The following is a 19412-nucleotide window of genomic DNA, read 5'->3' as shown; positions in this document are numbered from 1 at the left end:
AAGTTTTAGGTGGGATTATTTTTTCAATATTTGTTAATTTGGAATATTATTCCATGAACTAGTTATTTATCCATATAAGGGATGCCATTCTTCCTGTTCGTCCCTCGCGTCGGTAGGAAAAAAATCTGTTTTCATCACTTACTGTACAAAATTCACCGCCATAAATGGCGGAAACGCCCGCTGCTTGTAGCTTTTTACGTGCGAGTAAATAGATGTTTGCCAGAAATTTGTCATTGTGAGGTGTAAACGCATCCGCAAGATCGGTTGATTGATGAGTAAATGCTTGTTTAACTTCTACACCAACTTCAAATCTCTCAGGACCAATAGCGGGTCCCATCCACGCCATAATGTCACTTGGTTGTGCATTAAATGCCGCTAGCGTATTTTCCAATACGCCATTGCAGAGACCTCGCCACCCAGCATGAGCGGCTGCTACTTCTTTACCATCGCGGCTGCAAAACAATACTGGCAAGCAATCCGCCGTCATGATGGCACATACTTGACCGACTTGATTGGTATACACCGCATCCGCTTGGCGATTTTTAATCTCGCTTCCCGTTAAATGCAGAACATGAGTACCATGCACTTGCTCAAGCCACACAGGTTGCTGTGGCAATTGAGCAAGCTTTTCAAGACGATGACGATTTTCACTGACTGCCTCAGGCAAATCCTCAACATGGTCACCTAAATTTAGGCTATCAAAAGGTGGAAGGCTCACTCCACCAGCACGAGTTGTACTGCATGTTGAAATATTTTTAGGCTGCGGCCAATCAGGGAAAATCAACGTATTCATTACCAGTCCATATCGTCTTTATGAAGTTCAGTGTCAGCTTTCAGTGCTTCAATCAATTTCACCATATCATCAGGTAATGGCGCATGCCATTCCATTTGAATGCCGGTAATTGGGTGATAAAGACGCAGCATTGTTGCGTGCAGCGCTTGTCTATCAAAACTACGCATCACTTCGAGGAACTCTTCTGTTGCTCCTTTCAGTGGACGTGGTCGACCACCGTATAATGGGTCGCCAATTAATGGATGGTTGATATGCGCCATATGAACACGGATTTGGTGTGTTCTGCCAGTTTCTAAGCGTAAACGTAAGCGCGTATGTGCACGGAAATGTTCCATTACACGATAGTGAGTCACCGCAGGTTTGCCCATTGGATGCACTGCCATGTGCGTTCTTTTGGTTGGATGGCGAGAAATTGGCTCTTCCACCATACCACCCGCAGTCATACGACCAACGGCGACCGCTTCATATTCACGCGTAATTTCACGACGTTGCAACGCTTCCACTAAGTGAGTTTGTGCTGGAACCGTTTTAGCGACAACCATCAGTCCAGTTGTGTCTTTGTCTAAACGGTGAACAATACCCGCTCTTGGTACATCCGCGATTTCAGGATAGCGATATAATAATGCGTTTAAAATGGTTCCGTCCGGGTTGCCAGCCCCTGGATGAACAACTAAATCACGCGGTTTATTAATAATTAGGATATCTTCATCTTCATAAACAACGTCAAGTGGAATATCTTGAGGTTCCCAACGGGAATCTTCTTCAATTAAGGCATCGATGGAAATTTGTTCACCACCTAAAACTTTTTCTTTTGCCTTATTGATAACTTTGCCGTTAACCTGCACTCTATCGTCTAAAATCCATTCTTTTATTCGAGAACGTGAATAATCGGGGAACAATTCAGCCAAAGCTTGATCTAAACGTTGACCAAGCTGTGATTCAGCGATAGTTGCACTTAGTTGTACTTGTTGAGCCATAAATTAATCTACTTTTTGGTGTTTGTGTTTTGACGGCGCTGCCGTTTCATTTAAAATGTATGCTATTGTAACTCGAATTTTGCCGGGAGCCTTACGGATAGACTCCCTCGATACAGTCAGAGGATAACCAACACGTGATGATACGTATGAAATATCTGGTGGCAGCTGCCACGTTGAGCCTGGCTCTCGCCGGATGCTCCAGCAATAACGAAGTCAGCCCCGATAGTTCCCCAGCTGAGATTTATAGTACAGGTCAGCAAAAATTACAGGACGGTAACTATAGCGCGGCAATTAAACAGTTTGAAGCGTTGGATAACCGCTACCCGTTTGGTCCGTATGCTCAGCAAGTACAGTTAGACCTGATTTACGCCTATTATAAATCAGCAGAGCTACCAATGGCGATAGCTTCGATTGACCGTTTCATGCGTTTAAACCCAACTCATCCAAATATTGACTACGTACTTTACATGCGTGGCTTAACGGCAATGGCGTTAGATGACAGCATGTTACAAGGTTTCTTTGGTATCGATCGCTCTGACAGAGACCCACAACACGCATTGGTTGCGTTCAAAGACTTGAGCCAGCTAGTTCGTTACTATCCGAACAGCCCATATTCCAACGATGCAAGTAAGCGTTTAGTTTACTTAAAAGATCGTTTGGCAAAATTTGATCTCTCTGTCGTTGAATATTACAACAAACGTGGGGCCTATGTCGCGGTTGTTAATCGTGTCCAACAAATGTTACGTGACTATCCAGATACAGAAGCAACACGTCAGGCGCTCGGATATATGGAAATTGCATATAAAGAGATGGGCTTAGACAAAGAAGCAAATAAAGTCGGCAGCATTATTGCAGCAAACCAATAAATTGCTTTTTAACGCTATCGATTGAAATAAGAACGGCAGCTTCGGCTGCTGTTTTTTTTGATAGTTTTAGTCGTGATTTGAAATACTGCAAGTTTAAAGATGAATACGAGTGAGAGATAGTTTTGAACTTTTTCTTTTAAAATTCATACCCTAAAATTTTACCCAAAAAAAGCACCGGCTATTTACCGTGTCGATAGCCAACTCTTTCAGTCTCCCTCAATATAGTTATTTTGGCAATCCTTTTACCTGCCTTTTTTAGCCAAAATCACACTTCAAGTGGGTACCCTCTCCCCCATAATTTAAGTGTGATCTAGATCATTTTTTTATTCCTAGATATCGGTATTCTGAATTCATCAAAGACGGAAACAATGAGAGGTAACTATATGATAGTTAACATTACTAGCAAACAAATGGACATCACACCCGCAATTCGTGAACACATTGAAAGCCGTCTAGCAAAACTCGATAAATGGCAAGTTTCCCTGATTAGCCCCCACGTGGTGCTATCGAAAGAGCCTCAAGGTTTTATGGTTGATGCCAACATAAAAACCGCTACCGGACAGTTGGTAGCAAGTGCTAAGCATGAAGATATGTACGTTGCAATAAATGACCTTATCAACAAACTCGAAAGACAGTTAAACAAAGTGCAACATAAAGGAGAATCAAGAAGGGCAACTAGTAGTGTAAAAGAAGCGAATCTAGAAACGTTGTAATCAGTTACGTTTAAGTAGTTACGTTATATTTTTATATTATCAATCCACTTATCTTGAAACCTTCCAAACGCGCTCATCATGGGCGCGTTTTTACGTTGTGCGCTGTTTTTTGTTGACTTCTCGTTCACTATCATGTCTATTTGAATAACTTCACTCGAAAGGATTTCCCATGAAACTAAATACTGTTTTCTTTTTCTTCTTTAGCCACTCACATTAAGGGGCTTTTGTCGTTCGAGAAAAAAAAGAAGACAATATTTTAAAGCCCCCTACCTAGGGGGCTTTTTTATTCACTGATGTTTGATAGGGTCGCAGAATGGAAAATAGCACTAATTTACTGAAAGTCCGTGAGAAAATTAGCCAGTTAGACAGTGAACTCCTTGGGCTTCTTGCAAAACGTCGAGGCTATGCAATTGAAGTTGCGGAAACCAAAATCGATGATAACCGCCCAATCCGTGATAAAGAGCGTGAACGCCAATTACTCGATGTATTAATTAATAAAGGCACGCCTCTGGGTCTTGATGGTTTTTATATTACACGCTTGTTTCAGATGATCATTGAGGATTCTGTTCTGACTCAACAAGCTATCCTGCAAAAACATTTAAACCTGACACCAAGCGATACCGCAAGATTTGCATTTTTAGGGCCGAAAGGTTCTTATTCCCATGTTGCCGCACGTCAATATTCAGCTCGTCATTTTGATCAACTGGTTGAATGCAGCTGCCATAAATTCCAAGATATCTTTTCACTCGTTGAAAGTGGTCAAGCAGATTACGGTATTTTACCTATTGAGAATACCAGCTCTGGGGCAATTAATGATGTTTACGATTTACTGCAAAATACATCATTATCCATTGTCGGTGAAATTCGTTTACCGATTAACCATTGCTTGTTGACCACGCCAGGCAGTGAATTAAGCAAGATTGATACGGTTTATAGCCACCCTCAGCCATTCCAACAATGTAGCCAATATTTATCTCAATTCCCTCATTGGAAAATTGAATATTGCGACAGCACATCTACAGCAATGCAAAAAGTGGCAGAACATAATTCCCCTAATGTAGCTGCATTAGGCAGTGAGGCTGGCGGTGCATTGTATGGCTTAACTGTTTTGGAGCATAACTTAGCGAATCAGCAAATTAATATGACTCGCTTTATTGTTGTGGCTCCACGAGCAATTGAAGTGACTGAACAAGTTCCGGCGAAAACCACATTACTGATCACAACAGGTCAACAAGCTGGTGCATTAGTGGATGCTTTGATTATCTTAAAAAATAATAAGATAGTGATGAGTAAATTAGAGTCTCGCCCAATTAATGGTAAGCCTTGGGAAGAGATGTTTTATGTAGATGTTCACGCTAACTTGCGTTCAGATAATATGCAACAAGCACTGAAAGAATTATCAGAAATCACCCGCTCAATTAAAATTCTTGGCTGCTACCCATCTGAAAATATCGTTCCTGTAGAACCAGAAAAAATGGCGCCTTAGTTTTAATTTTGGCTCAAAAAAATAACACAGGTTATTAGCCTGTGTTATTTTTCTTAATTATGATTTCTGTCAATCACGATTTTTGTATTGTCGCACTGAGTTTAAAGTAATTAACTAAGTTTTGAAGATGGTAAGCTTGGTCGTTTAATGAATCCGCCGCCACGACCGACTCTTCTACCAGCCCCGCATTTTGTTGTGTTGTTAAATCCAATTGCCCCACGGCGCTGTTAATTTGTGAAATACCATCACTCTGCTCCCTGCTAGCTTGACCAATTTCACGCAATAACGCATTCATCTCTTCAACACTGGCGACCATACCGTGGATCTGCTGGCTAGCTTGTTCAACCAACTCCATCCCTTCTTGGGTTTGTGAAGAGGAGTTTTCGATTAACGAACGAATATCACTGGCCGATGCAGCGCTTTTTTGTGCTAGTAATCTCACTTCACCCGCCACTACCGCAAACCCACGGCCATGTTCTCCAGCTCTTGCCGCTTCAACGGACGCGTTCAAGGCTAAGATATTCGTTTGGAAGGCAATAGAGTCGATTAGGTTAATGATATCCGTCATTTTTTGAGACGAACCATTAATTGCGCGCATTTTATCGGTTAGCTGAACCATCATCTGACCATTGTTTTTGACCGTTACAGCGGTATTGTCAGCCAACATTGTCGCTTCATGGGTATGTTCAGTGGTGTTCTGTACCGTGGACGTAATTTGCTCCATCGAACTTGCCGTTTGCTCAACAGAAGCCGCTTGCTCTTCCGTTCTAGCCGCTAAGTTCTGATTACCCGCGACAATTTGTCCTGCTGCCGCAGAAATACTCTCAGACCCATTTTGAACCTCTTGGACAATCTCAAGTAGATGCCCTTTCATTTCACTGAGTGATTCAAGTAAGATCCCAGTTTCATCTTTAGATTGTACTTGAATATTTTGGGTCAAATCACCACTGGCAATCGATTTAGCAAAATCAACCGCTTGATCTAAAGGTTTAGTGATAATACGCGTGATGTACCACCCCATAACGCAGCCCACAACAATGCTAATGATTGATAAAAATGCTAATAAAACACGATTTGCTTTATAGTCATCTTCCACCTGATAACCCGTTTCTTGCATCAACATGTTTTGAATAGCAATCAAGTTTTGGACTTGCTCACGATATTCCCGCTGAATGGCTGATGTTTTTGTCATCATCATTTCAATCGCAGCTTGGCGATTTCCCTGATTCATAAACTCCGTCATCTGTTGCTGAGCACTAATAAATTTAGCTCTCACCTCTTGGATATTATCAAGCACTTCACGAGAACGGCTATCGGTTATGCTTCGGTCTAACTCATCCAGCAGATCAGAAATGTTTTGGCTAATTTTAACCAGCTCTTCCTTGCGTTTTTCACTCCCTCGGTCATCCAATAAAATCAATTCTTGGATACCAATATAAGAATAAAAGTTATCCATCACCGAGTTTGCATTAGCGGTTATTGGATAACTTTTAAAAATGACGTTCTGAATGCTTTCATTTGCACGATTCATATTCACTAATGAAAACAGGGAACTTAAAACAATTAGCGTGATGAAAACGCCAAACGCGATAGTTAATTTCAAACTAATTTTGAGGTGCTTAAAAGACATAGGTTTACCACACTTATCATCATTTAATGATTAGTGTTATCGGTCAAAGATAAGGGATCTTTATTAGATAAATCGTTTAATTTATAAATATCGATATTATAAATTGATTAATTTCTGATTAATTAGTGGATAAGCCCACCCAAGGAAGAAGCTCAATTGTAAATTTAGGATAAACCACGGAAATAAGTACAATTACTTATTTATTATAAATATTAATAATAGAAATGCGTTTAGCACTTTTAGCATAAAGATAGCCATTACCCTTTTTCATCGATTTATCGAGTAATGGCTAAAGAGACTATTTACGGTTATCGTTCGCCCGTTGTAATAGAGACTGGCTTTCTTTCATGAAATGATGAGCATCTTCACCAAACCACTGACTGACTTGCTCGAATTGTCGAATAAATTCGGCTTTATCTTTGCGCTCCAGCATTTCAATGGATTGCCCCAAAAGCTGGTAATAACGGCGGATCAATTCAACATTTTCGTCCGAAGACATGATGATATCGGCATACAATTGTGGATCTTGTGCAAACAAACGCCCTACCATTGCCAATTCAAGACGATAAATTGGGGAAGAGAGATCCAACAGCTGCTGTAGATCAACCTGCTCTTTTGCTAAATTTTGCCCATAAGTAAACGTCGTAAAGTGGCGTAACGCCTGAATAAAACTCATATTACGATCGTGTTCTTCAGGCTTAATCGCTTTCAAGCGCGCGCCCCAAACCTGTAGCTGCTCCAGCAACCACTGGTAAGATTCTGCTTTTCGCCCATCACAGAATGCAAAAACTTGCTTGGCAACACTGCCAATATCAGGACCAAACATCGGATGTAATCCTAATACAGGGCCTTGATGCACTGACAGCATAGCCTCAAGTGGCTTTTGCTTCACAGAAGCAATATCCACTAAAATTGTTTCTGGATCTAAAGTAGGCAAACGTTTAATGACATCAACAGTGAGGTGGATAGGTACACTAACCATCACCACGCTTGCACCAGAGACTATCGAAGCCGCATTATCCCAATCCTGCTCACCCAGCAATTTAACCTGATAACCAGACAGGGAAAGTAGACGGTGAAATAACCGCCCCATTTTTCCATTTCCACCGACGATCACAATTGGGCCCGCGGTAGGGTTCAGTGTTTTAAATCCTTTGTCATTTTCGCGCGCATAAGACTCACGCATGATTCGACGAAGAATATCTTCAATCAGATCAGGCGGGATCCCCATTCGCTCTGCTTCCGCCCGACGAGCCGCCAACATGCTGGATTCACGCTCAGGCACATAAATAGGTAATCCGTGCTGGCTTTTGACTTCACCGACTTCAGCCACTAGCTGCAGCCGTTTGGCTAACAAATCTAACAATGACTTATCAACTTCATCAATCTGTTCCCGTAAATGGGATAATTCAGCAGACATACCAATCCCTTGCTCAGCTCACTTTACTTAATTTCTGCCCACGCTGCTCAAGCACTGGTGATAATGCTTGGTGTAATTTACGCAACACAGACTCAGTTTCTTCCCAGTTAATGCATGCATCTGTCACCGAAACCCCGTATTTCATATTTTCACGTGGCTGTTCTGATGACTGGTTGCCTTCATTAATATGGCTTTCAAGCATAATACCTGTAATTGATTCATTACCATTAACAATTTGCTCGATAATTGAATCAACCACCAGAGGCTGACGACGAAAATCTTTATTTGAGTTGCCGTGGCTGCAATCCACCATTAATGATGGTTCAAGCCCCGCTTTTTTCATTTCTGCTTCACAAGCGGCAATACTTTGCTCATCATAGTTTGGTGTTTTGCCACCACGTAAGATCACATGACCATTTTTATTGCCGCTGGTGTGCAGCAAGCAAACCTGACCGGATTGGTTGATTCCCATAAAGCGATGTGGCATTGCAGCAGCTTTTAACGCATTGATGGCGGTAGATAAACTGCCATCTGTGCCGTTTTTAAAACCGACTGGCATTGATAAGCCGGATGCCATTTCACGGTGAGTTTGGGATTCCGTGGTTCTCGCTCCGATGGCTGACCAACTGAATAAGTCACCTAAGTATTGTGGGTTATTAGGATCTAACGCTTCTGTCGCCAGTGGTAATCCCATATTCACTAAGTTGGTCAATAAATCGCGGGCAATGTGTAGCCCTTTTTCCATTTCAAAGCTGCCATCCATAAATGGATCGCTAATTAAGCCTTTCCAACCCACGGTTGTACGTGGTTTTTCAAAGTACACACGCATCACAATATATAAGCTATCACTTAACTCAGCGGCAAGTTTCTGTAAACGCTCACCGTATTCGATGGCAGCATCTACATCATGGATTGAACAAGGACCACATACCACGAGTAAGCGCGGATCACGCTGATGAATAATATCAGCAATCACTTTACGCGATGTCGCAATGGCATGCAGGTTGCTGTGACTCAATGGGTATTTTTGTTTCAGACTTTCAGGGGTGATAAGAACCTGCTCGTCTTGAATATTCACGTTATTGAGTACATCTTTTTGCATGATCATTTGATTACCTATTTAGCTTATTATTTATTAGTGATGTTATTTATCGATCTTGTGTTTGGTGCGTGAGAGATAACATATCATGCATCGTAAAGATTTCAATCCAAAACCGTAAAATAATTCAATTAAGTGTATATGAAAAATTACACCAATTTATGATATTGAATTTAAATGATATTTAAAAATAAAAAGAGAATAAGTTCATATTGAAAAGCAAAGCACAAACAAAAATAGTAAAGATAAGTTTACAATTAATGATTTTTTGGATGTATATTCTAAATAGTTCGGATTGTGGTAAGGCGGCAAAATGAAGACAGCACAGGGAGCATACGAAGTATGTGACTAGTGCGAATAAACGTAGCCAACACCGTCACAGCGCGAAATATGACTTATTAACTCTATTTATTCTAAATAGTTCGGGTTGTGGCAAGGCGGCAAAATGAAGACAGCGCAGGGAGCATACATAAGTATGTGACCTGTGTGGCTGAATGAAGCCAACACCGCCACAGCGCGAAATATGACGAATATAAAAAAGGCCCGCAAATGCGGGCCCTTTAACTTTCGGATGTAGCGAAAGCGTATTACTTGGCGTTCAGACGCTCTTTGATACGAGCTGCCTTACCAGAACGCTCACGCAGGTAGTACAGTTTAGCTCTGCGAACAGCACCACGGCGTTTAACAGCAATGCTATCTACGACTGGAGAGTGAGTTTGGAATACACGCTCAACACCTTCGCCGTTAGAAATTTTACGAACAGTGAATGCAGAATGCAGACCGCGGCTACGGATAGCGATAACCACGCCCTCAAATGCCTGCAGACGTTTTTTAGAGCCTTCTACGACCCATACCTTAACTTCCACGGTGTCACCCGGACGGAATGAAGGTACGTCCTGCTTCATCTGCTCTTGTTCAAGTTGTTTAATAATGTTGCTCATAATAACTCTCTTACCCTAGGTAAACTGATATGTTTAGACAATTAATTGTCTGGATTCACTGGTTGCTCAGCCTGATATTCCCGTTGGAATTCAGCTAGCAACATCCTCTGCTCGTCAGTCAGAGCTAGGCTTTCTAGAAGCTCAGGTCTTCTAAGCCAGGTACGACCGAGTGACTGCTTCATGCGCCAGCTATCGATCTTGGCATGGTTTCCTGAAAGTAGTATGTCAGGAACTTGCATGCCGTCTAACACCTCTGGTCGGGTATAGTGAGGACAATCTAACAAGCCATCCGCAAAAGAATCTTCTTGAGCTGAAGCTTGGTGACCTAGAACTCCAGGAATAAACCGAGAGACTGAGTCTATCAACACCATAGCAGGGAGCTCCCCGCCACTGAGAACGTAATCACCGATTGACCATTCTTCATCAATTTCGGTTTGAATGATCCGCTCATCAATACCTTCATAACGACCACAAACTAGAATTATCTTCTCATTTGTTGCCAGTTCACAAACTCCGTCTTGACCGAGTTTGCGACCTTGAGGTGAAAGATAAATCACTTTTGCACCATCACCGGCCTCAGCTTTTGCTGCGTGGATTGCATCTTTTAACGGTTGCACCATCATCAGCATGCCTGGACCACCACCATAGGGGCGATCATCAACGGTTTTGTGTCTATCGTGAGTAAAATCTCTCGGATTCCAACACTCAACCGTTAGCAGGCTATTTTTCACTGCCCGACCAGTTACCCCGTACTCGGTTATTGCGCGGAACATTTCGGGAAACAGGCTAATTACCCCAATCCACATGATTTATCCCACTCATAAAAACCGGTAAACCGGAGATTTAAAAACCAGGATCCCACTCCACTTCAATAGTTTTGGTGGAGAGATCGACTTTCTTGATAACCTGCCCATCAAGAAACGGAACCAACCGCTCCTTGATGCCAAATGCATCTTTTAAATTTGCCTTGATCACGAGAACGTCATTCGATCCCGTTTCCATCATATCAATAACAGTACCAAGGTCGTAACCCTCAGACGTCACTACATGGCAGCCCATAAGGTCTTTCCAGTAGTATTCGTCGTTGTCCAAATCAGGAAGTTGGGTTGAATCAACCGCAATTTCAAAATTGGTCAATAGAGCAGCTGCATCGCGGTCTTCGACCCCTTTGAGCTTGACGATGATATCTTTGTTATGATGTTTCCAATCTTCTATTTCAATATGTTGCCATTGACCAGAGCGTTGGATAAACCAAGGTTGATAATCAAAAATACTTTCAGCATGTTCGGTGGAGGAAAAAACTTTGAGCCAACCACGAATACCGTATGCCGCGCCTAATTTGCCCAATACAATTGGGTTTGCAGGAGGCAGTAGTTTAGTTTGCTTGCTCATTGTTACCACCGTGACAGATTAAGCTACTTTTTTAGCTTGTTTGACCAGTTGTGCAACACGGTCAGAAACAGTTGCGCCTAAGCCAACCCAATGCTCAATACGGTCCAGGTCTAAACGCAGTTCTTCTGCTTGACCTGCAGCGATCGGGTTGAAGAAACCGATACGCTCAATGAAACGACCGTCACGCGCATTGCGGCTATCGGTTACAACGATTTGGTAGAACGGACGTTTTTTAGCGCCGCCACGAGATAAACGAATTGTTACCATAACATCCTCATTAGTTAACAAAACAACCAGACTCCATCGAGGGATAGAGTCCGGCTGTTATATAAAAAGCCCGAAAAGTTTACTCACTTTGACGAAAAAATCAATCAAAAGTACACTTTTGTTTCAGGCTTTATTGCTTAACGCCCCGGGAAACCCGGAGGCATCATACCCTTCATACCGCGCATCATCTTGGCGAGACCGCCTTTCTTCATCTTTTTCATCATGCGCTGCATATCATCAAACTGTTTTAAGAGTTTATTAACCTCTTGTACTGTGGTTCCAGAACCCGCAGCAATACGGCGTTTGCGTGATCCTTTAATAATCTCTGGTTTTTCGCGTTCTTTACGCGTCATGGATTGGATCATCGCTTCCATACGGATGGTAATTTTGTCATCCATTTGGGATTTAACCGCATCTGGTAACTGGGACATGCCCGGCATTTTACTCAGCATGCTAGTCATTCCGCCCATATTACGCATCTGTTTTAGCTGGTTTAAGAAGTCATTGAAATCAAAGGTATCCCCTGTTTTCAACTTCTTCGCTAATTTTTCAGCTTCATCGCGGTCAACTTTGTGTTCAATCTCTTCAATCAGAGATAACACATCCCCCATGCCTAAAATACGTGAAGCCACGCGTTCAGGGTGGAATGGCTCAAGGGCGTCAGTTTTTTCACCAACCCCTAAGAATTTAATTGGCTTACCAGTAATGGAGCGGATAGATAATGCAGCACCGCCACGCGCGTCACCGTCAACTTTGGTTAAAACAACCCCGGTTAATGGCAATGCTTCGTTAAAAGCTTTCGCTGTGTTAGCTGCATCTTGCCCTGTCATGGCATCAACCACAAACAAGGTTTCAACTGGATTGATTATACGATGGACTTCTTGGATCTCTTCCATCATCGCTTCATCAACGTGTAAGCGACCGGCGGTATCCACTAACAGCACATCGTAGAATTGTAATTGTGCGTGTTTTAAGGCTTTTTGAACAATTGCCGCTGGCTTTTCTTGGACTTCAGATGGGAAGAAATCAACGCCAACCGCTTGTGCTAAAGTTTCTAACTGTTTGATCGCCGCAGGGCGATAAACGTCGGCAGAAACTACTAAAACTTTTTTCTTTTGCTTTTCTTTTAACAGTTTACCCAGTTTTGCAACGCTGGTTGTTTTACCCGCACCTTGCAAACCTGCCATCAACACAACAGCCGGAGGCTGAGCAGATAAATTCAGCTGGTGATTTTCTTCACCCATTGCGCGGGTCAGTTCATTTTGAACAATTTTAATGAACTCTTGACCCGGTGTTAGGCTTTTATTAACGTCTTGACCAACAGCACTTTCTTTGACTTTTTGAATAAATTCACGGACGACTGGCAAAGCAACGTCGGCTTCCAGTAACGCCATGCGAACTTCGCGTAATGTATCTTTAATATTGTCATCAGTCAGACGTCCACGCCCGCTGATATTGCGCAAAGTGCGCGATAGTCTGTCAGTTAAATTATCAAACATGTGTCTTAGCTCAATTCTGTTATGGGCCTATATGTAGCCTTATTTGGTTACTCGCGCGCTGTATTTCAAGGGCAAACTCAAGATAGCCACGGCACAATTCAACGCTGTGTTGGTCGCCGATTGTATCATACTTGATGGGGTTTCGCTGTTTCGTTTCATTAAGCTAATTGAGCAGCCTAAATGAGCGATTAGTAAAGAATATACAGCGATACGTCATACCAATAGTTGGAGCCTACACTTGCACGGGTTATACTAGTTAATTACTATCCACTTAAAATGAATAACGACACTATACTATGCCCGTATTTGCAGTCATAGCAGTTTGTACATACATGGTCAGTCTGCTGCTGATCGTTCCCGGACAAGTGCGCAAGCAAGCTCTTTATCGTCGATTGGCTATTTTATTAGCTATCGTGGCGATGGTTACTCACGCAATCACGTTGAAATTACAAATTTTTAGTGAAGCCAGCGGGCAAAATCTCACCCTCTTAAATTTAGGCTCCTCTGTCAGTCTCTTAATGTGTTTGATTATGACGGTAGTTTCCTATTTAGGGCGTGCGTGGTACTTAACCCCTATTGTGTATAGTTTCGCGATTATTAACCTGATTTTATCTACGATTATGCCTGGTGAGTTTATTACTCATTTAGAGGCAAGTACCCCATTATTTGTCCATATTGGCTTAGCCTTATTAAGCTATGCTACGTTGCTTATCGCGGCGTTATATGCGTTTCAAGTTGCCATTATTGACTACCAGCTTAAAAACAAAATTCTGAAATTTAGTCCTGATATGCCGCCAATGATGGTCATTGAACGCAAAATGTTTCACGTCACTCAAGTGGGCGTCATTCTCTTGACCTTAACGCTGTGCACGGGCTTTATTTATATGGATAACATCTTTGATAAAGAAAATATCCACAAATCCGTACTTTCCGTCATTGCTTGGTTTGTTTACGTTATTTTGCTGTGGGGGCATTTTCATGGTGGATGGCGAGGCAAACGCGTCCTCTTTTTCCATGTGGGCGGTTCACTTATCCTTACCTTAGCGTTTTTTGGTAATCGATTAATTCAGCAATTAACCATGGTGTAGAGCCATTTTAGTCTTAAACGACCGTTATAAATAAGGAACCTTGTTTTGGATGAAGTATCTACTGGTACTCTAATCATCATACTGATTGTTTTAATTTTTTTATCCGCTTATTTTTCAGCGTCAGAAACCAGTATGATGACGTTGAACCGTTATCGGTTAAAACATTTAGCGAAACAAGGTAATCGCTCCGCTATCCGCGTTGAAAAACTACTACGCCACCCCGACCGCTTACTGGGCTTAGTATTGATTGGTAACAACCTAATCAACATTGTTGCTTCTGCTCTCGCGACCATTATCGGGATCCGCTTATATGGCAATATGGGTGTCGCCATTGCAACTGGTGTGCTCACATTTGTTATTTTGTTATTTGCAGAAGTGATGCCAAAAACCATCGCGGCACTGTATCCAGAGCGTATTGCCTTCCCTAGTAGCTTTATTCTTACGCCACTGCAAAAAATCATGTTACCTGTCGTGTGGGCGTTTAATACTATTTCCGCCCTTTTTATGCGCTGCTGTGGAATAAAAGTCTCAAACACTCGTAATGATGCGGTCAACAAAGAAGAGTTACGCACTATTGTTCATGAGTCCAAAAACAAGCTCAGCCGCCGTAATCAAGACATGCTGATTTCGATTCTTGATTTAGACAAAGTGACCGTTGGCGATATTATGCTGCCACGTAATGAAATTGTCGGTATCGATATTAATGATGATTGGAAATCGATTGTTAGGCAGCTCACGCACTCCCCTCATGGGCGCATTGTTCTGTATCGTGACTCTCTTGATGATTTGATTGGTATTTTGCGAGTGCGAGAAGCTTATCGATTGATGGTAGAAAAGCGCGAATTCAACAAGCAGAATTTGATCAAAGCCGCCGATAGTATCTATTTCATTCCCAATAGCACACCTCTCAACGTTCAGTTGGTTAATTTCCAGCATAAAAAAGAGAAGTTTGGCATTATCGTTGATGAATATGGCGAGATCCAAGGTTTGATCACCGTAGAAGATATTTTGGAAGAAATTGTCGGTGATTTCACAACATCAATGTCGCCTTCTCTAGCTGAAGAAGTCATGCCTCAGAGCGACGGCAGCGTCCTCGTGGATGGAACAGCAAACATTCGTGACCTAAATAAAGCATTTGATTGGAACCTCCCTATTGATGGCCCTAGAACCGTTAATGGGATGGTTTTAGAGGTATTAGGTGATATTCCACAGCCTGAAGAACAAATTGTTATTGGCCACTATGTTATCGAAGTTTTAGTAATCAACGATAATATTATCAAGCAGGTAAAAATCACCCCGCTCGGTTTTGACTCTCAAGCCCCTGAATTTTAATTGTTCATTTCAAAGAAAAAAGCCTTAAAACCCTGATCTATTGATCGGTGATTTTAAGGCTTTTTAATCTGTTTTTTTCAAAAACTAAACATGAAGCTGGGCGAGCTTTTCTTCTGGCAATGCAAGTTCATCGTTTTTATTGACGAGAATATCTTTCGCTAGCACACTTCGGGCAATTTGCTGAGCTTCTTCAAGAGAGTGCATCATGTAAGTCCCACATTGGTACACATTGAGCTCTGGGATCTTATTTTGGTCTTGTACATGTAGCACATCTTGCATAGCGGCCTTCCAGGCTTTAGCAACACGTTGTTCATCTGGTTGACCAATCAAGCTCATATAGAAGCCTGTACGGCATCCCATTGGCGAAATATCGATGATTTCAACACCGTTACCATTAAGTTGATCTCGCATGAAGCCAGCAAAAAGGTGCTCTAGGGTATGCGTTCCTTTTTCTGTCATTGCTTCTTTATTTGGTACTGTAAAGCGTAAATCGAATACGGTGATAGCGTCCCCGTGAGGCGTTGTCATCGTTTTCGCGACACGAACAGCAGGAGCAGCCATACGCGTATGATCCACAGTAAAACTGTCTAATAACGGCATTTCATGACCTCCATAAAAATAAAAAAAATAATTTTGAAAAAAATGAAACTAATCCAAAAATGCAGAGTCTTAATATGTGAAAGACGCGCAAATTGTTATCATCCCTAATTCTTTAAAAGATTTTTTATTTGGCCACCTCGTTGTGGCCATTTTCTTTTAGCGTCCTGCGTGGATCTTAAGATACTCTTCAAAGCTTTCGCTCTGATCTTGCTCCATTCGCTTCTGCTTCTCAATTGAAGCCAAACGTGCTTGTTCAAACTGTTCTTCAGTGATCACTTCATAAGGTTCATTAATTAACTGCTGATAGTATTTTTCAGCTAATTCTAACCCATAGCCACCGATACCTTTTTCCAGCATTTCGTCCATCACCAGCGCTGAATAGGTCAAGTTTGGATCTTCAAACATGGCGACAAACTGATGACACACATCTTTGTATTTTGCATCACAGCAGGTATCCAAAACTTCAGCCACACGGATCAGATCTTTAAACAACGTTTGTCCTACTTCAACCAATGGTTTGAGCTCGCTACCACAGCCAAAGCCAATTACCTGTTCCGGTTTACGACCTTCAAGGATCACGCGGCTCCAGTTTTTACGGCAGCAATCCAACTCTTGAACATTCATTTCCGGGGCATCTGCAAGCACGCACCAAATCAGGAACAAGTCCACAAAGCGGGCTTGAGTTTCATTAACCCCAATAGGACTAAATGGATTGATATCGAGGGAACGAACTTCAATGTACTCGATACCACCACGTAATAATGCATCAGAAGGCGATTCGTTACCTTGAGGTACACGCTTCGGACGAATTGGCGCATACAGCTCATTCTCTATCTGTAGCACATTGGTGTTCAACTGAACGTACTTGCCATCTTTTTTCACGCCCAGCTTTTCAAATTCAGCGGAAGGCTTGTGAATGGCTTTTTTCAGATTTTCCACATATTCGTCAAGGTGGTTAAACGTAATATTTAAATCACTCTGAGATTTATTGGTGTAACCTAAATCGCTCATTCTCAATGAAGTTGCGTAAGGCAGATAATAAGTACCGCACTCGGTCTTGCTAAAGTTCAGTGAGGTTTCTCTGTTCTTTAAGAAAGAACCGCAAATAGCGGGAGATGCGCCAAATAAGTATGGGATCACCCAACCAAAGCGGTAGTAGTTTCTGATTAGACGTAAATAGCCTTCAGAAATTTTTTCCTTTCCGCTTTCTGCGTCTTCAACACCCGCCCACGCTTTCCAAAACTCAATTGGAAATGAGAAATTATAGTGAACGCCCGCGATGGTTTGCATTAATGCCCCATAGCGGTTTTTTAACCCTTCACGATACAGCGTTTTAAACTGCCCCACATTGGAGCTACCGTATTGCGCTAGTGTGATCTTATCTTCACTTGCAATAAAGCAAGGCATACTTAACGGCCACATTCTTTCATCGTGTAAATGACGTGCCGTATAGCGATGCAGATCCCGCAAAAAAGCCAAGTTGTGGCTAATGCTTTTATCTACAGGAGTAATAAATTCGAGTAAGGATTCCGCAAAATCCGTTGTGATCCATTTATGGGTAAGGGCTTTCCCCAGCTCATCTGGATGTAATGTCTCGGCTAACGCACCTTGAGGTGTCACGCGTAGTGTTTCACGCTCAATACCGCGTTGAATGCCATTGAGAATTTCCGGGTGCGCTTCTAACCATGAGAGCGCTTTTGATACGTCCGGGATCAAATCGACCTCCCGCCTGTGATTTAGTTTTATTTTAATAAGGTGATTACTTTAGCTTAAATCACATAAATTGTCGCTGTCTAGATGTGTGGTTTACCCGATGAGAAAACAGAAAGAAAAGGAAGGAAGATAGCAAATTAGGATTTTAGGCAAAAAAAAAACTCCTCAGATTGAGGAGTTTCTTAATGATGGTGCATCCGGGAGGATTCGAACCTCCGACCGCTCGGTTCGTAGCCGAGTACTCTATCCAGCTGAGCTACGGATGCAGAATTTGTCGATTATCAATCGATGCTGTATAACTACAGCAGTAATTTGGATTTATTAAATTGATGACAGAATTATTGATACTGACAGAAATGTTTAAGAGATGGTGCATCCGGGAGGATTCGAACCTCCGACCGCTCGGTTCGTAGCCGAGTACTCTATCCAGCTGAGCTACGGATGCATTTTAGTGCAATACGTACTTCTCTCTCAATACTGCTTAATCAAAATCTACTTCAATATTTATGGTTATAAATCTTGTTAGCTTTAAGACCATATTAAATCTAAACTACTTTTGCTTTAGTTTGCTAAAAACTAAAACATCACCCTATCAGTTTTACTCATAAGGTATGAAAATGGTGCATCCGGGAGGATTCGAACCTCCGACCGCTCGGTTCGTAGCCGAGTACTCTATCCAGCTGAGCTACGGATGCAGAGCCTAAAATGGCGGTGAGGGAGGGATTCGAACCCTCGATGCAGCTTTTGACCGCATACTCCCTTAGCAGGGGAGCGCCTTCAGCCTCTCGGCCACCTCACCATATTTTAGTCACATGCGATTTGTTTTTGTTTAAACATCTCGTCTCTGTGTGGCGCACATATTACTTTCCTAGACTTAGAAGTCAAACAATTTTTCCAAACTTTTTGCATTCCAATGATCGTTTGCACATTTCACAAGCAAGATGATTAGTTTAACACCGAAAAAGCAATGTTTCCGTGCTTTTTTGCCCTTTTATTATCTTCAATCTTATTATAAAAAATTCAGGAAAAAATGGAGAAAGTTGATAGCGTGTAGCTTAGCAGTATGAAAATAGTACAGGAAGAAAGGTGGATTCATTCAAAGAGATAGCGCTCAACACCAACATAATGTGTTAAGCCAATTAAAGAATAGAAAAATTAGGGGATCACTAAAGATAAAAAAGAGAAAGACAAGCGCCCATTATTGCTGTGTGATAACTCACTGGACGCTTATTCATTATTATTGATTGTCTGGTTGAGTCTTTTCGGCCTGGATCCGTTGATAAATTTCTTCACGGTGAACAGAAACTTCTTTTGGGGCATTAACACCAATACGTACTTGGTTGCCTTTTACGCCCAATACGGTCACTGTTACCTCATCGCCTATCATGAGTGTTTCACCAACTCGACGAGTCAGAATAAGCATTCTTTGCTCCTTGAAATATTAAAAGAGTCGGGTCTCTAGGTATTCCCCGCTATTGTCCATCACACACCGTGAAAACGTAAAGCAATGACATTCACCTAAAGCATTGATGCCGTCAAGGCAATAATTCTAATTATTTACAAGCAAAATATAACACTACCGGCAACATATTAACA

Annotated in this window: 18 protein-coding genes, 4 tRNA genes and 1 other annotated feature; of the genes, 5 read left to right on the top strand and 17 right to left on the bottom strand. The window is 42.0% G+C overall.

Annotation, left to right across the window (positions count from 1 at the left end; translation table 11 throughout):
- Window positions 1–58: 58 nt before the first annotated feature.
- Both yfiH and rluD read right to left on the bottom strand, forming a co-directional pair.
- On the bottom strand, window positions 59–793 hold the full coding sequence (gene yfiH / locus H0913_RS05265) for a purine nucleoside phosphorylase YfiH (protein WP_154639455.1): 735 nt from the start codon (window positions 791–793) through the stop codon (window positions 59–61).
- Complete coding sequence (gene rluD, locus H0913_RS05260) at window positions 793–1770, bottom strand: 23S rRNA pseudouridine(1911/1915/1917) synthase RluD (protein WP_154604589.1); 978 nt, start codon at window positions 1768–1770, stop codon at window positions 793–795. Before rluD ends, yfiH begins: the two co-directional genes overlap by 1 nt.
- A 137-nt stretch (window positions 1771–1907) precedes the next feature.
- Here rluD and bamD point away from each other — a divergent pair, with 137 nt between their 5' ends.
- The 3 genes from bamD to pheA all read left to right on the top strand — a co-directional run bounded on the left by bamD (window position 1908) and on the right by pheA (window position 4835).
- Window positions 1908–2636, top strand: coding sequence for an outer membrane protein assembly factor BamD (gene bamD, locus H0913_RS05255; RefSeq protein WP_154604595.1), 729 nt, complete (start codon window positions 1908–1910; stop codon window positions 2634–2636).
- A gap of 383 nt (window positions 2637–3019) precedes the next feature.
- On the top strand, window positions 3020–3349 hold the full coding sequence (gene raiA, locus H0913_RS05250; protein ID WP_154628191.1) for a ribosome-associated translation inhibitor RaiA: 330 nt from the start codon (window positions 3020–3022) through the stop codon (window positions 3347–3349).
- Between the two features lie 168 nt (window positions 3350–3517).
- Window positions 3518–3637: a sequence feature (Phe leader region), on the top strand.
- 25 nt (window positions 3638–3662) lie between these two features.
- Window positions 3663–4835 (top strand): bifunctional chorismate mutase/prephenate dehydratase, encoded by a 1173-nt coding sequence (pheA, locus tag H0913_RS05245; RefSeq protein WP_154604588.1) that lies wholly within the window; start codon window positions 3663–3665, stop codon window positions 4833–4835.
- Between the two features lie 73 nt (window positions 4836–4908).
- Here pheA and H0913_RS05240 read toward each other — a convergent pair whose 3' ends face one another.
- From H0913_RS05240 to ffh, 8 genes are all read right to left on the bottom strand, one after another.
- Window positions 4909–6465: a methyl-accepting chemotaxis protein gene (locus H0913_RS05240; protein WP_154604587.1), complete on the bottom strand. Its 1557-nt coding sequence runs from the start codon at window positions 6463–6465 to the stop codon at window positions 4909–4911.
- A 298-nt stretch (window positions 6466–6763) separates the two neighbouring features.
- A complete protein-coding gene (tyrA, locus tag H0913_RS05235) occupies window positions 6764–7885 on the bottom strand; it encodes a bifunctional chorismate mutase/prephenate dehydrogenase (RefSeq protein ID WP_154604586.1) in 1122 nt (373 codons plus the stop codon).
- Window positions 7886–7898: 13 nt separating this feature from the next.
- The gene (locus tag H0913_RS05230) at window positions 7899–8993 is read right to left on the bottom strand and encodes a 3-deoxy-7-phosphoheptulonate synthase (protein WP_154639452.1); all 1095 of its coding nucleotides are present in this window, start codon (window positions 8991–8993) and stop codon (window positions 7899–7901) included.
- 578 nt (window positions 8994–9571) lie between these two features.
- Window positions 9572–9925, bottom strand: a complete 354-nt coding sequence (gene rplS, locus H0913_RS05225) for a 50S ribosomal protein L19 (RefSeq protein WP_036949834.1) — start codon at window positions 9923–9925, stop codon at window positions 9572–9574.
- A gap of 41 nt (window positions 9926–9966) precedes the next feature.
- A complete protein-coding gene (gene trmD / locus H0913_RS05220; RefSeq protein WP_154604584.1) occupies window positions 9967–10731 on the bottom strand; it encodes a tRNA (guanosine(37)-N1)-methyltransferase TrmD in 765 nt (254 codons plus the stop codon).
- Window positions 10732–10768: 37 nt separating this feature from the next.
- A complete protein-coding gene (rimM, locus tag H0913_RS05215; RefSeq protein WP_036949830.1) occupies window positions 10769–11317 on the bottom strand; it encodes a ribosome maturation factor RimM in 549 nt (182 codons plus the stop codon).
- Window positions 11318–11335: 18 nt separating this feature from the next.
- Window positions 11336–11584 carry a 30S ribosomal protein S16 gene (gene rpsP, locus H0913_RS05210; protein WP_036949828.1) on the bottom strand — a complete coding sequence of 83 codons (249 nt, stop codon included), beginning with the start codon at window positions 11582–11584 and terminating at the stop codon, window positions 11336–11338.
- Between the two features lie 137 nt (window positions 11585–11721).
- Window positions 11722–13083 (bottom strand): signal recognition particle protein, encoded by a 1362-nt coding sequence (ffh, locus tag H0913_RS05205; RefSeq protein WP_036949826.1) that lies wholly within the window; start codon window positions 13081–13083, stop codon window positions 11722–11724.
- A 296-nt stretch (window positions 13084–13379) separates the two neighbouring features.
- Here ffh and H0913_RS05200 point away from each other — a divergent pair, with 296 nt between their 5' ends.
- Both H0913_RS05200 and H0913_RS05195 read left to right on the top strand, forming a co-directional pair.
- Window positions 13380–14171 carry a cytochrome C assembly family protein gene (locus H0913_RS05200; RefSeq protein WP_154639451.1) on the top strand — a complete coding sequence of 264 codons (792 nt, stop codon included), beginning with the start codon at window positions 13380–13382 and terminating at the stop codon, window positions 14169–14171.
- 45 nt (window positions 14172–14216) lie between these two features.
- Window positions 14217–15503 (top strand): CNNM domain-containing protein, encoded by a 1287-nt coding sequence (locus H0913_RS05195; protein ID WP_154604581.1) that lies wholly within the window; start codon window positions 14217–14219, stop codon window positions 15501–15503.
- An 84-nt stretch (window positions 15504–15587) separates the two neighbouring features.
- Here H0913_RS05195 and luxS read toward each other — a convergent pair whose 3' ends face one another.
- The 7 genes from luxS to csrA form a co-directional block, all read right to left on the bottom strand.
- A complete protein-coding gene (gene luxS, locus H0913_RS05190; protein WP_181478104.1) occupies window positions 15588–16103 on the bottom strand; it encodes an S-ribosylhomocysteine lyase in 516 nt (171 codons plus the stop codon).
- Window positions 16104–16259: 156 nt separating this feature from the next.
- Window positions 16260–17819, bottom strand: a complete 1560-nt coding sequence (gshA, locus tag H0913_RS05185) for a glutamate--cysteine ligase (protein WP_154604579.1) — start codon at window positions 17817–17819, stop codon at window positions 16260–16262.
- 186 nt (window positions 17820–18005) lie between these two features.
- Window positions 18006–18082: transfer RNA gene (locus H0913_RS05180), tRNA-Arg, on the bottom strand.
- A gap of 102 nt (window positions 18083–18184) precedes the next feature.
- Window positions 18185–18261 (bottom strand) — tRNA-Arg (locus H0913_RS05175).
- Window positions 18262–18434: 173 nt separating this feature from the next.
- Window positions 18435–18511 (bottom strand) — tRNA-Arg (locus tag H0913_RS05170).
- A gap of 11 nt (window positions 18512–18522) precedes the next feature.
- A tRNA-Ser gene (locus H0913_RS05165) sits at window positions 18523–18615 on the bottom strand.
- Between the two features lie 438 nt (window positions 18616–19053).
- Window positions 19054–19239 carry a carbon storage regulator CsrA gene (gene csrA, locus H0913_RS05160; protein WP_004264815.1) on the bottom strand — a complete coding sequence of 62 codons (186 nt, stop codon included), beginning with the start codon at window positions 19237–19239 and terminating at the stop codon, window positions 19054–19056.
- Between the last annotated feature and the right edge of the window lie 173 nt (window positions 19240–19412).

Origin of the sequence: Providencia rettgeri (assembly GCF_013702265.1) — a bacterium.
Taxonomy (GTDB): domain Bacteria; phylum Pseudomonadota; class Gammaproteobacteria; order Enterobacterales; family Enterobacteriaceae; genus Providencia; species Providencia zhijiangensis.
This window is presented reverse-complemented; position numbering and strand designations above follow the sequence as displayed.

Coding starts and splice junctions, on each gene's coding strand:
- yfiH (WP_154639455.1), bottom strand. CDS start 793: ATGAATACGTTGATTTTCCCTGATTGGCCGCAGCCTAAAAATATTTCA.
- rluD (WP_154604589.1), bottom strand. CDS start 1,770: ATGGCTCAACAAGTACAACTAAGTGCAACTATCGCTGAATCACAGCTT.
- bamD (WP_154604595.1), top strand. CDS start 1,908: ATGATACGTATGAAATATCTGGTGGCAGCTGCCACGTTGAGCCTGGCT.
- raiA (WP_154628191.1), top strand. CDS start 3,020: ATGATAGTTAACATTACTAGCAAACAAATGGACATCACACCCGCAATT.
- pheA (WP_154604588.1), top strand. CDS start 3,663: ATGGAAAATAGCACTAATTTACTGAAAGTCCGTGAGAAAATTAGCCAG.
- H0913_RS05240 (WP_154604587.1), bottom strand. CDS start 6,465: ATGTCTTTTAAGCACCTCAAAATTAGTTTGAAATTAACTATCGCGTTT.
- tyrA (WP_154604586.1), bottom strand. CDS start 7,885: ATGTCTGCTGAATTATCCCATTTACGGGAACAGATTGATGAAGTTGAT.
- H0913_RS05230 (WP_154639452.1), bottom strand. CDS start 8,993: ATGATCATGCAAAAAGATGTACTCAATAACGTGAATATTCAAGACGAG.
- rplS (WP_036949834.1), bottom strand. CDS start 9,925: ATGAGCAACATTATTAAACAACTTGAACAAGAGCAGATGAAGCAGGAC.
- trmD (WP_154604584.1), bottom strand. CDS start 10,731: ATGTGGATTGGGGTAATTAGCCTGTTTCCCGAAATGTTCCGCGCAATA.
- rimM (WP_036949830.1), bottom strand. CDS start 11,317: ATGAGCAAGCAAACTAAACTACTGCCTCCTGCAAACCCAATTGTATTG.
- rpsP (WP_036949828.1), bottom strand. CDS start 11,584: ATGGTAACAATTCGTTTATCTCGTGGCGGCGCTAAAAAACGTCCGTTC.
- ffh (WP_036949826.1), bottom strand. CDS start 13,083: ATGTTTGATAATTTAACTGACAGACTATCGCGCACTTTGCGCAATATC.
- H0913_RS05200 (WP_154639451.1), top strand. CDS start 13,380: ATGCCCGTATTTGCAGTCATAGCAGTTTGTACATACATGGTCAGTCTG.
- luxS (WP_181478104.1), bottom strand. CDS start 16,103: ATGCCGTTATTAGACAGTTTTACTGTGGATCATACGCGTATGGCTGCT.
- csrA (WP_004264815.1), bottom strand. CDS start 19,239: ATGCTTATTCTGACTCGTCGAGTTGGTGAAACACTCATGATAGGCGAT.